This window comes from Nocardia fodinahabitans (genome assembly GCF_052983615.1).
The window spans coordinates 7,051,674-7,072,231 of sequence record NZ_JBRJJC010000001.1; the positions used below are offsets into that span (position 1 = coordinate 7,051,674).

Here is a 20,558-nt window from a genome sequence, read left to right on the forward strand (position 1 = left end):
TCGGGGCGTATGCGGGGGCTGTGCGAAACGACGGTTCTCGTCGTGACGCGGGTGTGGTCGGCGCGTTGCCGCGGACAGGCGCGGCGTGTCGCGAATCCGGTTGCGGCACAACGGTAGCGGCTCGGCCCCGCGCCCTGTTCACTGATAGCCATGGCTTCCACCGCTCGACCCAGCAGGCAGCGGCGACCAGGGGTGCCCGGCCCCGCGGTGTCGCCGGCCGAACTGGTTGTCCTCACCACCGCGACCGGCACCGAGATCACGCCGATCGCGCTGCGGGAGAACCGTTCCGTGCGCGCCCGTGTCGAGGAACTGCTGCCCGCCGGCACCCGCCTGGTGCCCATCTTCGGGCCGGCCGATCGGCTGGCCGCGCGGTTGGCCGAGACGCCGCAGGCGCCGACGGCGGGGGAGTACCTGAGTTACTACACCGTGCGCGGGCCGGTGGGTGACCTCGCCGAGCTCGCGGAGCGATTGCGGCAGGACGACACCGTCGCCGCGGCCTATGTGAAACCGGCCGCCGAGCCGCCGCTCGCGCCGCTGGCGGAGCACGTCGTCGCGCCGGACGCGCCCGCGGTCACTCCCGACTTCCGGGTCAGGCAGGGCTATCTCGACGCGGCACCGACGGGGATCGACGCGGCCTGGGCGCATACCCGGCCCGGTGGGCTCGGGACCAGGGTGCGGGTGATCGACGTGGAGGGCGCCTGGCGGTTCACCCACGAGGACCTGCGGCAGAACCAGGGCGGCGTCATCGGCGGCACCTCCTCGGCCGATCTCGGCTGGCGCAATCACGGCACCGCCGTCGCCGGGGAGATCAGTGGCGACCTCACCGCGTTCGGCGTCACCGGTATCGCGCCCGAGGCGCACATCAGGGCGATCTCGATCTTCGGGATCGGCTCGGCCACCGCGATCCGCTCGGCGGCCGACACCCTCGACCCCGGTGACGTCCTGCTCATCGAATTGCACCGTCCCGGACCTCGATTCGACTACCGCGGCCAGCCTGATCAGCGCGGCTACATCGCCGTCGAATGGTGGCCCGACGACTTCGCCGCCATTCGCTACGCCGTCGGGCGCGGCATCGTCGTGGTGGAGGCCGCGGGCAACGGCAACGAGAATCTCGACGACCCCGTCTATGACGCGCGTCCCGGCGATTTCCCCGCCACCTGGCACAACCCGTTCCGCGGTGGCGGCACCGACTCCGGCGCCGTGCTGGTCGGTGCGGGCGCACCCCCGCCCGGCCTGCACGGCCGTGACCACGGGCCAGCGCGGTCACGGCTCCCGTTCTCCAACTACGGCGCCCGCCTCGATGTCCAGGGTTGGGGCCGCGAGGTGGCCCCGGCCGGGCGACCCCGGACCGGATCCGGGAACTGCTGCGCGCCACCGGCTCACCTCAAACCGCGGCGCCGGGCCGTCCGGTCACCCAGCGCATCGGTTCCCTGCCGGATCTGCGGGCGATGACCGAACACGGGTAGCCTTCGGTATGGCCGTCATCCACCGGACCACGCTGGTTCCGGGCAAAGTCGCGTTGATCGAGGAACTCTTGCCCCGGCGACCGTGGTATCGGGGTCGGGCGCCGCGCCTGCACAAGGCGGGTGGGTTCCGGCTCGACGATCCCGCTGGCGCGGTCGGCATCGAATTCCTGCTGGTCGTCGACGATTCCGCCGCAGATCCGGTGCTGTACAGCGTGCCGCTGACCTATCGCGGCGCTCCGCTGCCCGAGGCCGGCAGTGCGCTGCTGGGGACCGCTGAGCACGGGGTGCTCGGTCGGCGGTGGATCTACGACGGGACCGCCGATCCGGTCGCCATCGCCGCGGTGGTGGAACTGCTGAACGGGCGGGTGGTGGCGCAGGCTCAGAACGACAGCGACGCGCCCGACCTGTCGGTGCTGGTCACACCGGCCGACAGCGTCACGGCGGGAGTCCACATCGGTGCCGCGGTCGACGGTGACACGGCGACCGAGGTGCCGATCGGTTCCGCGGGCGCTGTCCTGCGGTTTCCTCGTTCACCCGTGGGGAGACCGTCCGGTGCGCCGGGATCCGTCGCCGCGCCCTACCAACTGGGCGGCCGAGAACAGGATGCGGTCGAGCTGGTGACTCTGCTTCCGGGTTAGTCCCGAAAAATGAGATGTGTGGTGCCGGGCCGACATGGGAGGGTACGGGGATGGCATCGGCGAAGAGCATCACCGTGCGGTCGGCTACCAGTGCGGACGCGGACGCGATCACCGGATTGCAGGAGACCGGGTTCGGGATGCGGTACGGGGCGGATGAGCTCCCGTATCGGTGGGAGTTGTTTCCGGTCGAGCGGTCACTGGTGGCGGTCGACGGCGACCGGGTCGTCGGGCATACCGTCGACCGGACGATGACGGTGACGGCAGTCCGGGAACATCCGCGAGAAAAGTCACGCTAAGCAGTTACCGCATATAGTGACATACTATGTGCGGTAACTGCTGAGTCGTCCTGGCGCGATGGGCCTTCCATGTATCGGCGACTCGGGAAACTATGTGCGGTAGTGCTGTGGGAGGCGTGATGGGGCGAGTTCGAACGCTTCCGCGGTCGGCGGCGGGTGTGCGTTTGGCCGACGCAGTGCGGATCTATCTGGCGACCATCGCGGTGCCAAACACCCGCGCGACGTACGCGGTGGCGCTGGATCGCCTGGTGGCCGATTTCGGCGCTGATGCCGATGTGGCGGCGCTGGGTTCTGAACCGGACCGGGTCAGCGGCTGGTTCACCTACGTGTGGGGCGCGAAGTCGGCCAAGACGTTCAATATCCGGTTAACCGCGTTGGGTTCAGCGGTCGTGTACTGGCGTGAACAGCAGTGGCTGGTCGGTGATCCGCTGATTCGGTTGCGGGCCCGGCCCGCGCCTGGTGACAACAGCAAGGCGTTGAGCCGTGAGAGGGTCGCGCAGATTCTGGGATCGGATGCGCGGCTTCGAGAGCGGGTGCTGTGGCATCTGCTCTACGAATCGGCGGCCCGTGCCGAGGAAGTGCTGATGTTGGATGTGGGCGATCTCGACACCGGTAACCGGTGTGCGGTGGTGACCCGTAAGGGCGGTGCGCGTGAGGTCATCGCCTGGCAGACCGGCACGGCCCGGCTCCTTCCGAGGATGCTGGCCGACCGCAAGTCCGGCCCGCTGTTCCTCACCGACCGCAAGGCTCGTCCCTCGGTCGCGGTCAACGACGTCGACCCGGTAACCGGTCGGGCGCGGCTGTCGTACCGGCGTGCGGCGGAGCTGTTCGATGAACACACGACCGCCTTCGACGGCGGCCCGTACACGCTGCATCAGCTACGGCACTCGCGGCTCACCCATGCTGCGGAGGATGGGGCGTCGACGCCGGTGTTGATGAAGCTGTCCGGGCACACCTCGGTCCGAAGCCTGGCGAAATACGCGCGTGTCTCCGACGAAGGGCTTCGCCGGTTTCAGGCCGACAGCGATCCGGCGGCGAGGCGACGCTCCGTTCGCTGAACACTTCCAGCGAGGGTGGGCGGGCGCTCGGGTGCGAGTCGGCCCGCGGGGCAGGTAACGGGCAGGAAACATCCTGGACGAGTGTCTATAACGTTGCCCGAAATGCGCCGAACGTATGTTCGACTGGATGCAGGGGGTGATTCGCCAGCGTTGCTGGATTGCTCTCAACGGCAATGTTTTTCGCTCTACAGGGAGGGTTGACATGCTTCTACCTCGAATTTCGCGCCGAAACCGGTCAGGGCGCAGTTCGCCACCGAGGTTCGCGGCCGCGATTGCTGTGGCAGTTCTGGCAGTTTCCGGGACGATCGCTGTTGGAACCGTGGCGGCGCAGCCGTCGAGCACGAGCCCATCCTCGCCATCGGCACCAACTCCATCGTCGGTAGAGCGTGAGCCCGCTGATGGAGATTGGGCTCCCACCGAAAACCCCAACGCGACTGTCGTTCCCGGCAAGATGCGCTCGGACCGCGAGGACGTTCCGGGTGGCTTCTCCAAGGCCGACGCGGATAAGGCCGAGACGATGGAGGCCACAGCCCAACCGGGCGGCACGGCCTTCGCGGCCGCGGACTGTCAGGTCTATTGGCCGGCGCCGTACGAGGTGTGTGGGGCGATCAAGGACAAATACAACGAACTCGGCGGTCCGAGCAGCTTCCTGTTGTGGCCGACGACCAATGAACTGACGCAGCCCGACGGGATCGGGAAACGGACCGTCTTCCAGAACGGTCCGATCTTTTGGTCGCCATGGGGTGGTGCGCATCCGGTGGTGAATCACTTCTATGCGTGCTGGCAGCGCAACGGTTGGGAGGGCGGCGTTCTCGGCTACCCGACCTCCGACGAGATCGTCAACCCCGACGGTCTCGGCCGGCGCCAGTACTTCGACGGCGGCACCATCTACTGGAAGCTCAACGAAGCGTATTTCGTCGGCGGCGCGATCCGTGACAAGTGGGGCGAAACCGGCTGGGAAGGTGGCTGGCTCGGCTACCCGACCTCTGACGAGACTCTCCTGCCCGACGGACAAGGCCGGATGAACAAGTTCGAACACGGCCGCATCTACTGGTCACCGTCAACAGGGGCGCATCCGGTCGCCGGTCAAATCGAAATCGAGTGGGGCAGCGAACAGTACGAGGCCGGCATGTTCGGATACCCGATCGGTGACGAACGCGGCACCACCGCTCTGGCCGACAGTCGAGAGCAGGATTTCCAGCAGGGCGCCATCCGTGTACCCAATCCTCTCACCGGCGGCGACGGAGCCGACGAAGACGCGGTGCAGAATCCCGTTCCCGGAGGGGGCGACTACGCCCCGGATGCTGCTCACCGGACCGGTCTGGGCCTGCGGCCCGGCAGCACGGCCTGGAACCGCTGCTATCAGGCACCCGCGATCGACCCGACTCCGGACCCGGTACTGCGCGGCTGCGCCGCGGCCCCGGCACCGTTCGCCGATCCGATCACCCTCAAGCCCGGTTGTGACCGCGATTATGCGAGCAAGAAGGCCGCGGTGCTGGCTGGCACGGTTCCGCAGGAAGCGTACTGGCAGGTCGACCGGCTGTATGCGTGCGCGGTCAACCCGTTCACAGTCGTCATCAACCGCTACGTCGATGGAAAGCCCGCCGGGATCGCCGCCTACGCCTCGGGCAAACTCGAACAGGAGCTCATCACCCACCACAACGGTACGAAGGTCGACTACCGGGTGCGGTTCACCGTCGAGAAGGCCTCCGGGCAGATCACCGTCACCGGTGATGCTCCCTGCCAGGGAACGATTCCCTGCCCGGTGACCGTGCACGACGAGATCATCAACGAGCCGCTGCCACAGGGTGGCCAGATCTTCGGCTTCTACGAGTTCGGGCCCGGTGGGCTCTCGCCGAATCAGGTCATGACCATGATCTCGGAATCGACTTTCGATTTCGCCTCGCCGGGTGCGGGTGAAATTGAGCCGGGCGATCTGTCGATCTGGAGCATGACCCCGGAGATCCGGTGCGACAACGACACAGGTCGACCAGGTATCTCGGCCGGCCTGCCGTCGCAGGGCTGCATCGTCCCGTCGCGGATGCCGGTGATGGACTTCGCCTCGGACCCGGACCTGAGCACCATCGCCGACCACGTCCGGCAAGCTCAGCAGTCCGGACTACCCGGCGCGCCTCGGGCTTACTCGACCGGTGCGCTGAGCCGAATGACGGATCAAATTCAGAAAGATCGCAACGGCAACCGGGCATGTCCGTCCGGACGGTATTCGACGCCGAACTTCACCTGCGACGAGTACCCCTTCCGCTCGACCTATCAAGGGGCTGCGCAACCGCCGAACGTCGTGCTGCCGGCCAACGGTCGAACCTTCTCCGGCTGCCAGATCACCGACCCGCCACGCGTGGAGCCCTCACGCACCGGAACCAACGGGTACAGCGTGTGTATGGTGCCGAAGACACCCGTGGACGCCAATCAGAAGCAAGCGGATGTGATCGCGACCTTCTACTACGAGAACCGGGTCATGGACGGTGACCAGTTCTATGTCCGCGCAGACCCGTCGTTGTGAAAGTTGGAGGACCCGATGGTGACCTTGACCGACATCGTCGACTACGACAACGGTGGACTGATCTACCTGCTCGATCGTGCGCTCGATTCGCAGCCCAAGACCATTTCCTGGGAAGGCGAGCACCGGTTACGGCCCGGAGTCGGCGCACTGGCGATCTCCACCGGCCGCGACCGCAGCCACGGCAACCTCGGCCGCGTCAGTGTCGTCGTCGGCGAGGGCGGGTTCCCTCCAGAACCCGTCGGCGCCGAGTTCGTCGAGGAGGCCAGCTATCTCACCGAGCTGGGGCGCCAGTATGTCGGCTCCAGCTACTACGAGGAATGTCAAGGTGAGCTCGCGATCGATCTGACCCCGCCGGGGCCCGCGCGGGTCCACGTCCGCCTCTTCGAGGTGGCCGGCCCGCACGAGCCGTATTCAGCGTCGGCACCGGGGTACGAGCCTCGGTCGGTCCCGGTCGATGTTCACCTGCTTCTGCACATCTGGAACGAAGCAACCACCTGAGCAACACCAACTCCGGGCCCGCTGCAGCAGCGCAGCGGGCCCGGAGCGTGCGCGGCCGTCGACCAAACTCGTCTGCGGTCATATCGACCAGTAGCCAGCGATCCACAGATTCGGTCGACAATCGCGAGGGGCCGGGCTCACTCGTCGTCGGGAGCGTCCGGATCACGTAGTGGCCGGTGTTTTCCTCCCAGATCGGGCAGGTGGAAGCTGTAATGGCCGTCGATGCCGATGTGGGAGCGGATGAACGGGGAGAGCCTGGTGGTGTCGGCGTCGTCGACCGGGTAGTGCTGGGCGCGCAGCTCGGTCAGGGCGCGGTCCATGTAGACGGTGTTCCACAGCACGACGCAGTTCAGCACCAGGCCGAGCGCTTCGAGCTGGTCTTCCATGCCTTCGTAGTAGGTGCGCGTCATCTCGCCTTTACGGCCGTGGAAGATCCGCCGGGCGAGGTCGTGGCGGCCCTCGGTGAGGTTGGCCTGGGCCTTGATCTCGCGCCGGTAGGGTTCGTCGTCGGCCAGGCGCAGCACGTGCAAGGTCTTGAAGATCCGCCCGAAGTGCGCGACCGCGTGCCCGAGCGAGCTGGGTTGCCCGTCGCGGGAGATCATCCGCGTCACCTCGTGGGCGGAGACTTCGCCGGTATGGATCGAAACCGCGATCCGGCACATGTCCTCCCAATGCCGCTCGATCCGGTCGCAGTCGATGCGGCCGCGAGCGGCCTTGTCCAGCGGCCCGTAGTCCGCAGCCGGGTCGATGCGCCACAACCGTTGATCGGGCAGGTTCGCCAGTTGCGGCCTGTACTGGCGCCCAAGCAGGTGCAGCAGCCCGAACACGATGTCGCTGTAGGAGCCGGCGTCGGTGATGATCGCCTCCGGCACCGTGCCGCCCTGTTGGCGCAGCACCACATCGACGGCGTGCAATGAGTCACGCGGGGTGCCCGAGAGCACCTGGGCGGCAAGGCCGGCAGCCTGGTCGTTGATCATGTTCAGCCAGGTGATTCCACGTCCGCGGCCGAAGTACTTCGCGTTGGGGCGGGCGTGGATGGTGCGCACCGGCACCACGAACCGCAACCCGTCCACCGACGCCACCAAGCCTCCGCCCCACACCTGGGCCAGCGGGATCTGGGCCTGTGCTTCGATCAGCGCGACGTTGGCCGCGGCGAGTGTGTCGAACCGGATGTAGGACTGGTCGACGTGATGGAGCCGGTCGCGGGTCAGCGCCTCCACGCCGGGGCTGGTCACCGGGGCGAAGCCGACGTTCATCGCGTGCGCGCACAGTACCGCCGCCACCGACAAGCCCAGATCGGCGACCCGGGCCGGGTTGCCCGAGGCGTGGGTGAACGCCTCGGTGAAACCGGGCTGCCACGACATCACCTCCAACACCAGCTCCGGCAGGTCGATGCGCGGCAGCATCGCCTCCACCCGGCGCCGCAGGTCGGTCAGGCTCGGCGGATCCGGTACCGCGACCAGCGCCGTGGCGTGCAGCTTGCCTTCGTCATCGACGGTGGCCGGGGTGTCGGCGTTCAGGCGCTCGGCGACCTCGCGGAACGCGGCGTCGAGCGCTTCGGCGTGGGTAGCCAGCATCGCCGTCGCCTCGCCTGGCAGGCCGAGGGCATTGAGCCCGGCCTCACGCGCAGTCTCCCAGTGCGCCCCGGCCAGCAGGTGCGCGCGGGGATCGCGCCACTTCGAGGAGGACTCGACGAAGATGTTGCGGTGCTTGAGGTGTCGGTGGAACTGTTCGAGCACACAGAACGTGTAGGCGGCCCGGTCCACGGTCTCGTCCGGTCGACCCTCCGGATACACCAGCCGCGACCACGCCCCACCGACCAGATCATGATCGACGCGGCGCGCATCGAACCAGCGCGCACCCACTTTCGGTGATTTCACCGACATCATTTCGGCCAGGGTCTTCATCGCGGCCAGCACAGGCGCACCGTCGGCGGTCGCGCCAAAGCTGACAATGCGCATCAGCCTGGGTAGGAACGGGCGCACCGTGGCAAAGCGGCCGGCCAGCTCCTCGGCACGCTGTCCGTCGAGCTCGGCGTCACCGACCGGAACGAGCTCGGTGATGACCGCGACCGCCGAACGCAGCTCGGCGCCGGTCACTTTCGTCTCGATCAGGTCCCACACCACCGACAGCGCCACATCCTGGTCGATCTCGACCATTTCCAGCAGCACCCCGACCGCCTCGGCCAGGCGACCGGCGTTGCGCGAGACTCGTGGATAGCGGCGCAGTTTCTCGTCCTTGGACTCGCGTTCGGCCTTGGACAGTAGCTCGGTGGTCATCAGCAGGTCGAACAACTCGAGCACGTCATCGGCGGCGCGGGCGCTCAGCACCGACACCGTGGCCACCAGCACCGCCAGCCGGTGCTCACGGCTCATCCGCCGTAGCCCGCTCGCCTTGCCCGACAGCCCGTGCTGGGCCAACCCCAGCAGCCGCCGCGGCGGCACCGCCGACACATCCACCCCCACAGACCCTGCGACCGCCAGGTCCCCGACCCGTTCCAGCGCGGCCAGCATCCCTTTCGATGACGGCCGAAACACTCCCTTACGCAGCCGATCCAGCTCGCTGACCCGTTGTTTCGTGCCTGCCGGGACTTCGAGCAACCCCAGCAGTGTCCCGGTCGCCGATCCCGAGAGCTGCCCAGCCAACTGCGCCCACAACCGCTGCTCGGCCGCTTCCCGCCCGGTCGCGACCAGCTTCTCCAACGTCGTCACTCCCGGCAGCAGCACGCGCCGGGCCCGGCACCAGGCCACCGCGCCGTCGAAGATCGCTTTCGGCCCGTCACCGGTGATCCACGCCTGATCCGCGATCCACGCCGCCAGCTCCGCTTCCGCGTCGGCGAATGCGACTAGGTCGTAGGAGGTCACGATCTCGGCCTGGTGTTCGAACCTCGTGGTGCGTCGCACCATGTACTCGCCCAAGCATGACGGGTCAGCGATGTCAAGCTGTTCGGCCAGGTAGGCGATCAGTTCCGGTGGGACAGCGACCGGATCGGCCAGAAACATCCCCAGGTAGCGCACGGTCACCACCTGTACGGCGAACCCGAGCCGGTTGTAGTCGCGTCTCCGCGCCGCGATCAATCTGCGGTCCTCGTCATCGAGGTAGCAGAACCGTTCGAGTTCCACGCGAGACAACGCACCGAAACGCCCGTAACCGGGCACACCCTCATCAGTCACGACGACATAAAATCACCAGCACAACAACAGGATTCACCCTGTCGGCTAAGCGTGACTTTCCTCGCGGATGTTCCTCAACCCCCTAGTAGGACCGGTCCTGGAAGCGAGCCGCCGGGGCCGGAGGTAAGCGATCGACCGCGGTGCCGTCGATCGCTTCGCCCTGCGGGTTCTACGCCGCGAATCGGCGGCGGATTTCCTCGATCCGATCGGCTCCCATGATCGCCCAACCGATCCGGACGACCAGGGTGATGAAGGCCTCGACGCTGTAGGTCAGGTTGCGTACCTTCACGACCTCGCTTTCGACCGCGGTGTCGGCATGCTTGAGCTTCTGCAGCTCGTTGCGCATGGCAGGCACGGCTTCACCCAGTGCTTCCAGCACCGACGAGGGGGCGGTCACCTGGCCGCCGTAGACGAAGCACAAGGCCTCAGCGCGTTTGGTCGGTCGGGGGGTGTCGCGGTTGTCGCCGACGTAGTGCACGTACAGCTTGCCCTGGCGGCCGGTGGCGGCGAGCCAGTCGAGCACCTCCGCCGGCGAGAACGCGGTGCGCAGCATCCGATCGATCAACTCGACCAGTGAGTTCGCCGCCTGCGAGACCCCGTCGGGGGAGGACTCCAACGCCGCGCGGGCACCTTCGAGCTTGCGGCCCAGCAGACCGTTGAGCTCACCGAGCGCCTGCCGGGTCGGACCCGACGTCGCGGTCCGCAGCTCCTCGACGAGGTCGGGCAGATGGCCCGCCGCAGAAGGGGATTCGACGAGGTCGGTCGCGGGGTCCTCGCGCCGCAGCGCCATGAGCTTGGCGACAGCACCATCGAGCTTGAGCAGAGTCTCGAGCGTCGAGCTCGCGGGCAGCCCGTCGATGCCGACCAGCCGCCGCATCTCGTCGGGAGGCAGCGGGCGCATGCAGTCGTCGAACGCGACCGCGAACGGCTTGATCCGCTCGCTGGCCCACTGCACCGCCTCACCGACAACTTCACCGTCGGCGCGGCCCGCCACGGCGAGCCGGTCGTAGAGTGCGGCACCGAGCAGCCGGCGCAGGAACCGCCGCCAGGAGCCGTCCTTGAGGCGCCGGATGCGCCCGATGACCGCGTCGCGGGTGGTGATGTCGCTGAGCCAGGCAAGCAGCTCGTTGACCCCACCGTCGGGGTCGAGCTCGGCCAGCGCCGCAGGCAACCACGCAAACCGGTCATCGAGCGAACGCTCGTCGGTGTCATCGGTGATCGTGCGGGCGGCCGCGACCGTCAGATCCAAGGTGGCCAGCGCGTGCCGGTTGACGCCCAGCAACGCCTGCATGGCAGACGGGAGGGAGCGAAGGACCGAGGCCAGCTCCGAGCCCGGCGGCATCGCCGCCGGGCTCGGCGTCGCCACCACATCGGTGGTGACCAACTCCAGCGAAGGAAGCGGATTGTCCTGCTCGTCGCTCATCATCGTGTTCTTGCTCCGTTCCGGCGGTGGGTCGCCGACATCGTGGAACCGGGTACGCCGAGGAGAGGCGTGTCGCCGGAAAGCAGGAACTGAGCAAAGGGTCACTTTGGTTCAACGCGCCGCGTTAACCCACGTGACGTAACATCGGGGTGGTCGTCCAAGACACCTCGAGGCCCTGCCGGTTCCGATACCCGGCTAGGGCCTCGGCGTTTTCCAGGGGTTTCCTGTAGTCCGGTGGATCGCCCTGGCGATCCACCTCAAGTCTAGATGTTGTGCCCGACAGATTGGAACAACACAAGGTGTTGCGAGTCCCACGGATGTAATTCCGCCTTGCGGCGAATCTGTGGCTACCGAATCCGGCCGAAAACCTCCCTCCCACCGCCACCCTCGCGCCCCGGGATGTTCTCACACACAATTTTTTGGTGTAACTCCGGACAAATGCACTTATCCGGAGTCAGAACAGTGAACCGCCCGGTCTGAGCACCTGGGTGGTGGTGGAGGAGACGAGACGGCGGCCAGGACCCGCCGGTCAATACGCCTGCCAGACGCGGAATCCGTCGCCAGCGGCGGCGCGGGTGAGGAACGGCGCCAGGTCGTCGCCGGGCAGCTCAGGAGACCCGGCCGCCGCCCAGCCGTCGAGAGCTTGGGCGCATTCGGCGGCGGTGACCCACCAGCCTCCGGGGTCAGTGCCGGTCATCTTGTGCAGGGCGATGCCGTCCCCGTTCACCGCCTGCAGCCGTGTGGCTTCCCGGGCGGCGTAGGCCACGTCGCCTTCGTAATCGTCCTCTTGCACTGGAGGCGGGGGCGTGCTGGAGTGCCCGAGTCCGGCTACGGCGAAGGCAGTTCGGACATCACCGGGCAGATACCGATAGATCTCCTCCGTGCGCGGACCAGTGTCAGGGAACGCTGGGATCGCGACACCGCGGCCGTCGACGAGATACAGATCGACGCCGGGGTGGTCAGGCTCGGTGGTGAGCATCGTGGTGCCTTTCAGCGAGAGCTGTCGATGATTAGGTGGGGTCGCCGCTGCGGGTCGCGTCGGACCTGGGGCAGCGTACCGAAAACCGCTGTCTATCAGGGACTTCTGAAATCTTGCTTGCGTCAATGTGCGTTAGCGCAAGTGGAAATGAAGCCCGGCCGGGAACTGGGCGGCGGCCCGAATGTCAACGTATCACGTTGCCCGTCATCGTTTCCATGATTCGTTGGCAAATAACGTTGGAATTTTGCTACGCTGGTCCTCGTGCCCCTCCTGACCAGCTCCGATGTCGCGTGGATCGTCGCCGACCGCACCGGCTACCACCCCGACAAGCACTTCCTGCCCGCGCTGACCGCGACCGGCATCCTCATCGACCACGGCACCGGCGCCCACCGGCGCATCGACGCCGACGAGCTGGCCGATTTCCTCGCCCGCTACCCTTACCGGCCCGTCCTGCCGTTCGACTACCTGCAGGTGTCCCTCGGGCCTCTCGGTGAGCGCACCGACCCGCTCTACGACGTGCGGTCCCTGCCACCGACACTGTTCAGCCGCTATGCCGGATACGACCACCACAACACCGCCGGGCTGACCGCCACCGAACGCGCCCGCGCGATCGTGGCCGTCTGGAGGATCGGCGCCGCCAACGCCGCCGAGGTCGTCGAGCGGGGACTGCCGCTGATCGGCGTCGTCAAGGGCGTCCTGACCCCCGACACCATCTACTGGCCCCGCGCGGTGATCAGGTTCGGCGACGCCTACGGCTTCGACGTCGACGTCGAGTACCGCGGCCACGACGAGATCGGCACCGGCGCCATCACCACCGTGCGCGGCGGTGCACCGTGGGAGCTCGTCCGGAGCACGGCCCGATGAGCACCGAACGCATCGCCCGCCTGCAAGCCCTCGCCGACCGCGGCGCCACCGACGGCGAACGCGACACCGCCCGCCGCATGCTGAACCGCGCACTCGCCGAGGCGAATCCGGTCGAGCTGTCGCCCGTACAGTTCCTGCTCGGTGCGATGGAGAACAAGCGCCGCCAGACCGGCGGGGCAGGGTCATGACCGGCGACTACCGAGACGACCACGAGTTCGGTGCGGACCTGGGCGCGCAGTACCTTGCCGCCGACGAGGGGCAGCGCAAGGTGATCCTGCGACAGCTGCTCGCCGGGGCCGCCGACCCCGAGCACGCTGTCGCGGCCGCGCTCGCCGTGTGGCGCGGAGGACTGGCCTCCTACCCGCTGCCAGACGGCCGCCGCCTCGCCTACGGCCAGACCTGGCACGAACTGACCGGCCCTTGCCGCCGACTCGAAATCGACTACGTGTGGCCCGAACCCGGTGGCCGCGTCCTGGCGATCTGCCGCTCCCACCAGCCCGGCCGCGACCGGATGGGCCAAGCGATCCTGTCCGCCGACCGGTTCGCCGACCCCAACCAGTACGTCCTGGTCGACCAGACATGAGCCGGGCACCGATCGCCCCGAACCGGCCGCCATTTCGGCAGCCCGCGACCATCGAGGCGCGGTGTGGTGACCGGGAAACGAGCCTGAACCGAGCTATCCTGCGATCAGATAGCGCTGCTGGCCGCAGGCCGGGCACCCCTCCGATCTTCGCGGACGCCTCCCGTGCCGACTGAATTCCTCCTGCTGCTCATTCCCGCAATCGCTTGCTGGCGGCGCGATTCGGTGCTGATCCGGATCATTCCCATCCTCACCGCATCCCTGCATGCGGATCCGAAGCGGCGCCGCGACGCGCTGCGGGTCTTGGACCGGATCGGCAAGTGACGGGCGTGGGATCGTAGTCACCATGCCCCTGCGCCGGCGATCCTGCTGCTGGCCGGTGTCACATGGCAATGCGTGATGTGGAAGAGCTGGAAGGTAATGCCCGACCTGCGGGCACTGATGATCCAGCCGTCGTGGTTGCCATCACGGCGGCAAACCGATTGCATTAGAGAGAGTTTCGGCGCAGCGGTGCTGCGGCAAGCAGAGGGGGAGATCGTTGACGACGACACTGGCCGACTGTCGGGCCAAGATCAAGGGATTGATCGTCGCGGTGGGGGCCTCCGAGCTGACCGACAGGGAGCAGGTCCGAGCCCGCACCGAACTGGGAGCCGCCTACATTGAGATCGCCCAGCTCATCGGAGTCGGTGATCTGACCGGCTACTACTACCTCGAGCTCGCCCGCTATTCGTTGGAGTGGGCGACCAATGCCGCAGAGCGGCTGGGTTCTGCTGACCCGGTGAAGGTGCGCGCGCAACACGCATTTGCAACGTTGCACAACGAGTACGGCGACGCCGCCAGTGCGATCTACGCCGCCGAGCTGGCGATCGCGGCGGCGATAGAAGGCCTCGAAGCGGCAGGCGGCGCACAAGTATGGGAAGCTGCGGCCGCAGTGTCGGCGCTTCGTGTTGACTTGACGCGTTGGAGCGCGGATGCGGTAGGCGAATCCTTCGAGATCGAGACGGGCGAGGTCTCCTAGTTGGATTCCCCGCCCGATGACTCGATGACGACTACAAGAACAACGACATCAGGTCGATGCCCCTACTCGTGGATAGCAGCCGCAAGCACGGCGTGTGGAAAACTCGATCCCGCTCAGCGAACTGTGCGAGTGGATAACAGGTTGGTGCGAGTCCGGAGTCAGTAGCGTGCCAGCTCATTGAGAGCCGTCTTTCCGCGCGTCTGCTCGTCGGCATACTTCACGATCACTGCCGAATACAGGGTGGGGCCATCTCCGGTCGGGGCAGGCTTGCCGCCTGGAACAACCACGGCATTCTCCGGCACTTCGCCGCGATAGGTCTTCCCCGTGGCCCTGTCCACGATCGGCGTCGATCGGGTGAGGTAGACACCCATGCCGATGACAGCTCCGCGGCGAACCCGCACGCCTTCAGCAATCTCAGACCGGGCGCCGACGAATACGTCGTCCTCGATGATCACCGGCTTCTCTCCGAGCGGCTCGAGAACGCCGCCCAAGCCGACACCACCGGAGATGTGGCACCGGCTACCGACTTGAGCGCAGGATCCGACGGTGGCCCAGGTGTCGACCATGGTCTCTGAACCGATGTAGGCACCGATATTGATGAACGAAGGCATGATCACCACGTCGGGGCCCAGATAGGCGCCGTGGCGCACTACTGCCCCCGGAACTACCCGCAACCGCGCCTGTTCGAAGTCGCCGCGCACCCAGTTGTCGAACTTCAACGGCATCTTGTCGAAGCCACGCGGCAGACCCGGACCGGCGTCGATCAGCGTGTTTTGTCGGGTCCGGAAGGACAGCAGGATCAACTTCTGGACCCTGGTGTCGACCACCCAGTCACCATCCAACGGACTCGCGGCGCGAAGCTTCCCCGAGTCGAGTTGAGCCAGGCCTTCCTCGACCGCACCTGCTGCCTCGGCCCATTCGTCGGCGTTGAGCTCCGCGCGGCGCTCGAAGAGCCGGTCGATCTCAATAGGCTCCATCACACAGCCACCTTTCTCGCGAGACATGTTGCGAGGTACGTCGATGTGGCGCACATCGGCGGGACCATCACCGCACCCGCGCAATGCAGATCGTGCGGTTGCGCAGGCCGCTGATCGGGCGCACGTACGGGAAGTAGTAGCTCTCGATCAGCTCGAAGCCCGCCGCGGCGAGGCGATGGGCGAGGTAGTCCTTGGACAGATACCAGAAGTCCGACACTCGCTCGTGGGCTGCGAACAAGGCATGCGGATCCGGCGGGGCGTCGTTGGACAATACGAGAAGGGTGCCCTGAGCCAGTTCCAGCTCGGACAGTTTGCGCAATGTCGGCCCGACCTCTTCCCTCGCGTCGAACAGGTGCCCGAGGAAGCCGTCGGCGTACACGACCGTGTAGCCGTCGAGATCCTCGTGGGTCAGCGCGAAGAAGTCGACAGTGGTGGCATCGACACCCTTTTCCTGTGCCAGAGCGACGGCTTCGGCGGACACATCGATCGCGGCGACCTTGCGGCCTTGTTCTACCAGCGCGCCTTCGACTGCGGCGTTGCCGCATCCCAGGGAGAAGACTCGGCAGCCGGGCTCCGTCAGCGACAGGAACTTCAGCAGCAGATGCGAGCGGTACTCCGGCACGTAGGTCGACGGGGTCACCGAGTCGTTGAATGCGCCGCCTCGCTCCCAGATCCCGTAGATGGTTTCGGCATCCTCTGTTCGAGGTGTGGAGTAGTAATCGTGCAACGCATGCAGATCTTGTGTCATGGTGGGTCCTCATTCCCCCGGGTCGTCGCTGAGACTGCGACGAGCAGGCATTTCTGTCGAACATCGGTTGGGCTCAAGCGGCGGTTCGTGCAGTGAGACAACTAGGTTGGCCAGCGCTTGCTGCGCGTTCGTTAGGGATTACAGGGCTCCGTACAATCCACCGGCGTCGATGGTCACAGTGGTTCCGGAGATGTAGGAAGCGTTCTGGGACAGCAGGAAGGAGACTGTGGTGGCGACCTCGGTAGGAGTGCCGAAGTAGGCGTCCGGGTTCTTAGCGCGTAGCTGGGCCAACAGCGGCTCGTGCAGGCCTTCGAGGATCTCGGTTTCGATCACGCCTGGACAAACGGCGTTGATGCGGATTCGGTGGCGGGAGTATTCGGCGGCCAGCGCACGTGTCAGACCCACCACCGCATGCTTGGAGGCGGTGTAGGAGACCGCCAGGCTGTCTGCGGCGCGCAGCCCGGCAACGCTGGCCATGTTGACGATCGAGCCGCCTTCGCCGTGAGTGGTGAGGAGCCGTAGTTCATGGCGCAGGCAGGTGGCCATCCCGAGCACATTGACCGCCATCACCTGTTCGAACTCTGCGGGTTCGGCTTCATGAAAGTGGTTGCCGCGCAAGATCGTGTCGGTGCCAATGATTCCGGCACAGTTGAACGCACCCGCCAAATTTCCGCGCGCGGCGACTACGTCGAAGAATGCCGCGACTTGGGCAGGGTCGGTGATGTCTGTAGGCACGAATTCGACTGCGGGGCTCAGCTTGTCGGCCAGCGCTTCACCTGCGGCCACGTCGCGCCCGCAGAACACGATCCGGGTATCTGGGTCGTCGTTCGCGAGTTGGATGACGGTGGCGGCGCCGATGCCGCGGGTCGCGCCGATCACGACGAGGACGTTGTCGGACGGGAGCATTGGGTTCCTCCAGATGTTGCTAGTTGGCGGCGGCCGGAGCCAGGATGCGGCCGAGCCGGGCGGCAATGTCAGCGAGTTGGGCAGGATCGTGTGCTGCGGTGACGGTGGTGCGTAGACCCCGGCTGGCGCCCCCCGTGCCCGCCAGCGGGAGGGCGAAGACTCCGGCGTCGAGCGCGGCGTGGAACGCGCGGGCGGGATCGACCGGTACCAGCAACGGCACGATGGCAGTGGTCGAGGTGCCGATGTCGAATCCGGCTTGAGTCAACGCCTGTGCCCAGACAGTGCGGTTGTGGTTTAGCCGATCGGTTAGCTGTGGTCCGGCGCTGATGAGGAGCTCGAGGGCATGGGCGGCGATGTGCGCGGCCAGCGGGGACAACGCGGTTGAGAATGTCCCTCGGCGGCGTAGCCGGGCGGCGAATGCAACGCTGCCCGCGACAAATCCACCACCACCCACGAGAGCTTTGCCGAGGGATCCAACACGGACGTCGATGGTCGCGGGCATGCCGTAGTGGGCCTCGAGGCCACGCCCGGCGCCGAGTTGGCCTACCGAGGACGCTTCGTCGACGTAGAGGACCGCATCGGTGGATCGTGCGCATGCGACGAGGGCGGGAAGATCGGCGACATCGCCATGGCCGCTGAACACCCCCTCGGTGACGATCACCCGCTGCCCACGCGCCCCCGAGGTGCTGATCAGAGTGAGTAGATGATCGGCATCGTTATGCCGGAATACGTCGAATGCCGCGCCCGACAAAACCGCGCCGTCGAGCAGAGAACGATGGCAATGTTCGTCGATGAACAGCGCATCACCTGGCCCGGCGATCGTGGGCAGAGCTGAAAGGTTTGCCAGGTAGGCTGAGCTGTAGAGCGTTACCGCCTCACAACCCAACAAGGATCGCAGCCCGTCGGTGAGACGCTGGTGAGTTTCGGTGTGGCTGTTGAGTTCCGGTGATCCGTGGGGTCCCAGCGAGTCAGCCGTGCGCACGAATTCAGCCATGCTGGCGCGTAGCTGCGGGTGCCCAGAGAATCCGAGGTAGCTGTTTGAGCAGAGGTGGTCCAGTCGCCGACCGTCGAACGCGATTTCCGTCTCTGTCGTAGTCTTCACCGGGCCTAGAAGGCCGCGGATGTCCACATCACCGCCTGAGAGGTCGTCGTCCGGTGTCTCTGGTGCATCGAGGCCGACGCTGACCGCATCCACAAGCTGGGCCGCGGTCAAAGCCGTGGTTGCCGCGTGTGCGCCCGAGGCAGGACCAGGCAGCTGGCTGAGCAATGCCGCCAACCGCAGTGAGTCAACGCCGAGCTCGCGCAGCGGAATCGAGGGATCCGGATCGGTGTCGCCCGTCAGCCGGTACAGGTAGTTCCGGACAAGATGTGCTGCCTGGCCGTCGCGCTGTTCGTCTACCTCGTCCTGCGCTGGCGGAGCGAGGTGGCCGGCCAATGCGGCTGTGTCGATCTTCTGGTTGCGCGTGATCGGCAGTTCATGGAGGGTGATGACCCTCGTCGGCAGCATGTGCGACGGCAGTTGCTCGGCCAGCAAGGCGCGAAACGCGGTCGCCTCGAACCTGATTGCCGGGCTCTCCGGGACGAGGAACAGTGCCAGTGCTGGCGCGCCAGCGACGTCGGCAACGATCGCGGCCGCGTCCCGGACCGCCGCTGCGGCACGTGCCTTGGCAGTGACATGGTCGAGCTCGATCCGGTGCCCGTTGATCTTCACCTGTGCATCGGCGCGCCCGAGATAGCGGACACCGTGTCGTGGCGTCGAATAGCCGATATCTCCGGTCAGATATGTGGGTGTGTGATCGTGTCGTGGAGTCCCGGTAGGCAGGCCGATGCGAAATTTCGCTGCTGTCATCTCCGGGTCACCGGCGTAGCCCAGCGCGATCTGCGGCGAACGAACTCCGATCTGGCCGCTCTGCCACGGCAGACAGACACTGCCGGCGGCAGTCAGTACCAGCACGTCCACATCCGCCATGCCGCGCCCGGACGGGATCACATCTGGGAGCTTCTCGATAGCCTCAGCGCTGGTGTCGATGTCGAAAAAGGCCACGGCTCTCTGTGTTTCGGTAGATCCGTAGAGCGCTACCAGTCGCGCTGATGGTGCGATCCTCGCCAGCGACTGCACTTGAGGGCGGGTCAGAGCAGCACCGACCAGGAACACCACGCGCAGGGCCGGTAGCTGCTGGTCGGCGGCGGTGAGCAGCGCGATTGCCGACGGATTGACACACGCCACTTGCGTGTCGGTCTCGGCGAGCCAACGCGCGAGGCCACCCTGCGAGGTCAGCTCGGCTTCAGGCGGGACGACCACTGTGGTGCCGAGGTAGAGCGGGGTCATCACATCACGTTGCAGCGGGTCGTGCCCCAGCGCCGAGCACATTCCGAACCTTGCATCGGCGAGGGGACCGAGATGCTCGTCCATCCAGTCGAAGTAGTACGTCAGCGAGCGGTAGCGGCCTCGAACAGCTTTCGGTGTCCCTGATGTACCGGACGTGAAGGTCACCACCGCGCAGTCGTCGCCGGACAGGCGTTCACTGTCATAGCGCTGGCCGGGCTGTGGTGTCGTCGGTACCTCGGAGAGGGCGTCGGGAAATCCGATTCCAGCTAGGTCGACGACGAGATCCGCGCGAGCCGCGGTGACGCACTCACGCAGGAAAGCTTGTGGTGCTGTTGGATTCGTGATCGCGAGCGCCGAGCCGACTTTGAACGTCGCCACCATCATCGCGACCAGGTACTCGTCTCGGCGTGGAATCAGCAACACCACACGCCCGGGGCCAGCACCGTGAGCTTCCAAGGTACTGGCCATGGTGTCGGCGACAGCGTTCAGTTCCTGGTAGGTCATCGCATGATCGCCAGTCTCGACAGCTATCCGATGTGGATGGCGTCGGACCAGATCCAGGAAGCGGGCGAGGAACAGCGGTGGATCGCCATAGGGCGCCGTGGTTCGAGTCGACAAGATCTCTGTGGCGGTGCTACCGACGATCTGTTGCAGCGGGATATCCGGGTCCGCGGCGGCCAGCAAAGGCCACACGAGGTTCACCACGTCGATCAACTCTTGCTCGTCGGCCTCCAGCTCGGTGGTCACGCGGACAGAGCTGTCGAGGGTGTCGAATTCCAACCTGGTGTCGGGGTCTGTCGTTGCCGCCGCACTGGCACCGCCGTCAATCGCGATCAGATGGCCGCCGACACCAGGGCTCGCCTCAGTCGCATGGGCGCACAACGTGGCCAGGTCTACGAGCGTGGCTTGGTCAGGATCGATGCCACTGAGGTCAACCATCCTCGTTGTGTTGCGGTATGCGAGCACGATCCGGTCGCGGTGTGGGAACGCACGGTCGAGCAGAGCATGCACGGCCAACCCGATCACGGGCGGATCCCACTGGTGGCCGCCTGCCGTGGTGGTAACGACCCTGGCGTTGGAAAGC

Annotated in this window: 18 protein-coding genes; 11 read left to right on the forward strand and 7 right to left on the reverse strand. The window is 66.5% G+C overall.

Annotation, left to right across the window (positions count from 1 at the left end; all coding sequences use genetic code 11):
- Positions 1-150 precede the first annotated feature (150 nt).
- The 6 genes from NV348_RS33230 to NV348_RS33255 all read left to right on the forward strand — a co-directional run bounded on the left by NV348_RS33230 (position 151) and on the right by NV348_RS33255 (position 6,477).
- On the forward strand, positions 151-1,452 hold the full coding sequence (locus NV348_RS33230) for a S8 family serine peptidase (protein ID WP_447150438.1): 1,302 nt from the start codon (positions 151-153) through the stop codon (positions 1,450-1,452).
- Positions 1,453-1,474: 22 nt separating this feature from the next.
- Entirely contained in the window at positions 1,475-2,104 is a 630-nt protein-coding gene (locus NV348_RS33235) for a maltokinase N-terminal cap-like domain-containing protein (RefSeq protein ID WP_447150439.1), read from the forward strand.
- A 50-nt stretch (positions 2,105-2,154) separates the two neighbouring features.
- The gene (locus tag NV348_RS33240) at positions 2,155-2,400 is read left to right on the forward strand and encodes a hypothetical protein (RefSeq protein ID WP_447150440.1); all 246 of its coding nucleotides are present in this window, start codon (positions 2,155-2,157) and stop codon (positions 2,398-2,400) included.
- A 158-nt stretch (positions 2,401-2,558) separates the two neighbouring features.
- On the forward strand, positions 2,559-3,458 hold the full coding sequence (locus NV348_RS33245) for a tyrosine-type recombinase/integrase (RefSeq protein ID WP_447150441.1): 900 nt from the start codon (positions 2,559-2,561) through the stop codon (positions 3,456-3,458).
- Positions 3,459-3,573: 115 nt separating this feature from the next.
- Positions 3,574-5,979: an LGFP repeat-containing protein gene (locus NV348_RS33250; RefSeq protein WP_447150442.1), complete on the forward strand. Its 2,406-nt coding sequence runs from the start codon at positions 3,574-3,576 to the stop codon at positions 5,977-5,979.
- 15 nt (positions 5,980-5,994) lie between these two features.
- Positions 5,995-6,477, forward strand: a complete 483-nt coding sequence (locus NV348_RS33255; protein ID WP_447150443.1) for a hypothetical protein — start codon at positions 5,995-5,997, stop codon at positions 6,475-6,477.
- Between the two features lie 137 nt (positions 6,478-6,614).
- Here the strand turns inward: NV348_RS33255 and NV348_RS33260 are convergent, their stop codons facing one another.
- The 3 genes from NV348_RS33260 to NV348_RS33270 all read right to left on the reverse strand — a co-directional run bounded on the left by NV348_RS33260 (position 6,615) and on the right by NV348_RS33270 (position 12,052).
- Positions 6,615-9,650 (reverse strand): Tn3 family transposase, encoded by a 3,036-nt coding sequence (locus NV348_RS33260; RefSeq protein ID WP_447150444.1) that lies wholly within the window; start codon positions 9,648-9,650, stop codon positions 6,615-6,617.
- A gap of 169 nt (positions 9,651-9,819) precedes the next feature.
- Positions 9,820-11,076, reverse strand: coding sequence for a hypothetical protein (locus tag NV348_RS33265; protein ID WP_447150445.1), 1,257 nt, complete (start codon positions 11,074-11,076; stop codon positions 9,820-9,822).
- Between the two features lie 526 nt (positions 11,077-11,602).
- Positions 11,603-12,052 carry a hypothetical protein gene (locus NV348_RS33270; RefSeq protein WP_447150446.1) on the reverse strand — a complete coding sequence of 150 codons (450 nt, stop codon included), beginning with the start codon at positions 12,050-12,052 and terminating at the stop codon, positions 11,603-11,605.
- Positions 12,053-12,313: 261 nt separating this feature from the next.
- On the opposite strand from NV348_RS33270, the gene NV348_RS33275 reads away from it, so the two are divergent.
- The 5 genes from NV348_RS33275 (at position 12,314) to NV348_RS33295 (ending at position 14,514) form a co-directional block, all read left to right on the forward strand.
- A complete protein-coding gene (locus NV348_RS33275) occupies positions 12,314-12,916 on the forward strand; it encodes a hypothetical protein (RefSeq protein WP_447150447.1) in 603 nt (200 codons plus the stop codon).
- Positions 12,913-13,104 carry a hypothetical protein gene (locus tag NV348_RS33280; RefSeq protein WP_447150448.1) on the forward strand — a complete coding sequence of 64 codons (192 nt, stop codon included), beginning with the start codon at positions 12,913-12,915 and terminating at the stop codon, positions 13,102-13,104. Before NV348_RS33275 ends, NV348_RS33280 begins: the two co-directional genes overlap by 4 nt.
- Positions 13,101-13,499, forward strand: a complete 399-nt coding sequence (locus NV348_RS33285) for a hypothetical protein (protein ID WP_447150449.1) — start codon at positions 13,101-13,103, stop codon at positions 13,497-13,499. The genes NV348_RS33280 and NV348_RS33285 overlap by 4 nt, the downstream gene beginning before the upstream one ends.
- 162 nt (positions 13,500-13,661) lie before the next feature.
- Entirely contained in the window at positions 13,662-13,820 is a 159-nt protein-coding gene (locus tag NV348_RS33290) for a hypothetical protein (RefSeq protein WP_447150450.1), read from the forward strand.
- A 214-nt stretch (positions 13,821-14,034) separates the two neighbouring features.
- On the forward strand, positions 14,035-14,514 hold the full coding sequence (locus NV348_RS33295) for a hypothetical protein (RefSeq protein WP_447150451.1): 480 nt from the start codon (positions 14,035-14,037) through the stop codon (positions 14,512-14,514).
- Positions 14,515-14,672: 158 nt separating this feature from the next.
- Here the strand turns inward: NV348_RS33295 and NV348_RS33300 are convergent, their stop codons facing one another.
- The 4 genes from NV348_RS33300 to NV348_RS33315 all read right to left on the reverse strand — a co-directional run bounded on the left by NV348_RS33300 (position 14,673) and on the right by NV348_RS33315 (position 20,500).
- Positions 14,673-15,545, reverse strand: a complete 873-nt coding sequence (locus NV348_RS33300; protein ID WP_447150452.1) for a 2,3,4,5-tetrahydropyridine-2,6-dicarboxylate N-succinyltransferase — start codon at positions 15,543-15,545, stop codon at positions 14,673-14,675.
- A gap of 13 nt (positions 15,546-15,558) precedes the next feature.
- On the reverse strand, positions 15,559-16,239 hold the full coding sequence (locus NV348_RS33305; RefSeq protein WP_447150453.1) for a class I SAM-dependent methyltransferase: 681 nt from the start codon (positions 16,237-16,239) through the stop codon (positions 15,559-15,561).
- 138 nt (positions 16,240-16,377) lie between these two features.
- Complete coding sequence (locus NV348_RS33310; RefSeq protein WP_447150454.1) at positions 16,378-17,145, reverse strand: SDR family NAD(P)-dependent oxidoreductase; 768 nt, start codon at positions 17,143-17,145, stop codon at positions 16,378-16,380.
- A gap of 19 nt (positions 17,146-17,164) precedes the next feature.
- Positions 17,165-20,500 carry an aminotransferase class I/II-fold pyridoxal phosphate-dependent enzyme gene (locus NV348_RS33315; protein WP_447150455.1) on the reverse strand — a complete coding sequence of 1,112 codons (3,336 nt, stop codon included), beginning with the start codon at positions 20,498-20,500 and terminating at the stop codon, positions 17,165-17,167.
- Between the last annotated feature and the right edge of the window lie 58 nt (positions 20,501-20,558).

Excerpts from the sequence above, each read along its gene's own strand:
- NV348_RS33230 (WP_447150438.1), top strand. The coding sequence starts at position 151 with ATGGCTTCCACCGCTCGACCCAGCAGGCAGCGGCGACCAGGGGTGCCC.
- NV348_RS33235 (WP_447150439.1), top strand. The coding sequence starts at position 1,475 with ATGGCCGTCATCCACCGGACCACGCTGGTTCCGGGCAAAGTCGCGTTG.
- NV348_RS33240 (WP_447150440.1), top strand. The coding sequence starts at position 2,155 with ATGGCATCGGCGAAGAGCATCACCGTGCGGTCGGCTACCAGTGCGGAC.
- NV348_RS33250 (WP_447150442.1), top strand. The coding sequence starts at position 3,574 with ATGTTCGACTGGATGCAGGGGGTGATTCGCCAGCGTTGCTGGATTGCT.
- NV348_RS33255 (WP_447150443.1), top strand. The coding sequence starts at position 5,995 with ATGGTGACCTTGACCGACATCGTCGACTACGACAACGGTGGACTGATC.
- NV348_RS33265 (WP_447150445.1), bottom strand. The coding sequence starts at position 11,076 with ATGATGAGCGACGAGCAGGACAATCCGCTTCCTTCGCTGGAGTTGGTC.
- NV348_RS33270 (WP_447150446.1), bottom strand. The coding sequence starts at position 12,052 with ATGCTCACCACCGAGCCTGACCACCCCGGCGTCGATCTGTATCTCGTC.
- NV348_RS33280 (WP_447150448.1), top strand. The coding sequence starts at position 12,913 with ATGAGCACCGAACGCATCGCCCGCCTGCAAGCCCTCGCCGACCGCGGC.
- NV348_RS33285 (WP_447150449.1), top strand. The coding sequence starts at position 13,101 with ATGACCGGCGACTACCGAGACGACCACGAGTTCGGTGCGGACCTGGGC.
- NV348_RS33305 (WP_447150453.1), bottom strand. The coding sequence starts at position 16,239 with ATGACACAAGATCTGCATGCGTTGCACGATTACTACTCCACACCTCGA.
- NV348_RS33310 (WP_447150454.1), bottom strand. The coding sequence starts at position 17,145 with ATGCTCCCGTCCGACAACGTCCTCGTCGTGATCGGCGCGACCCGCGGC.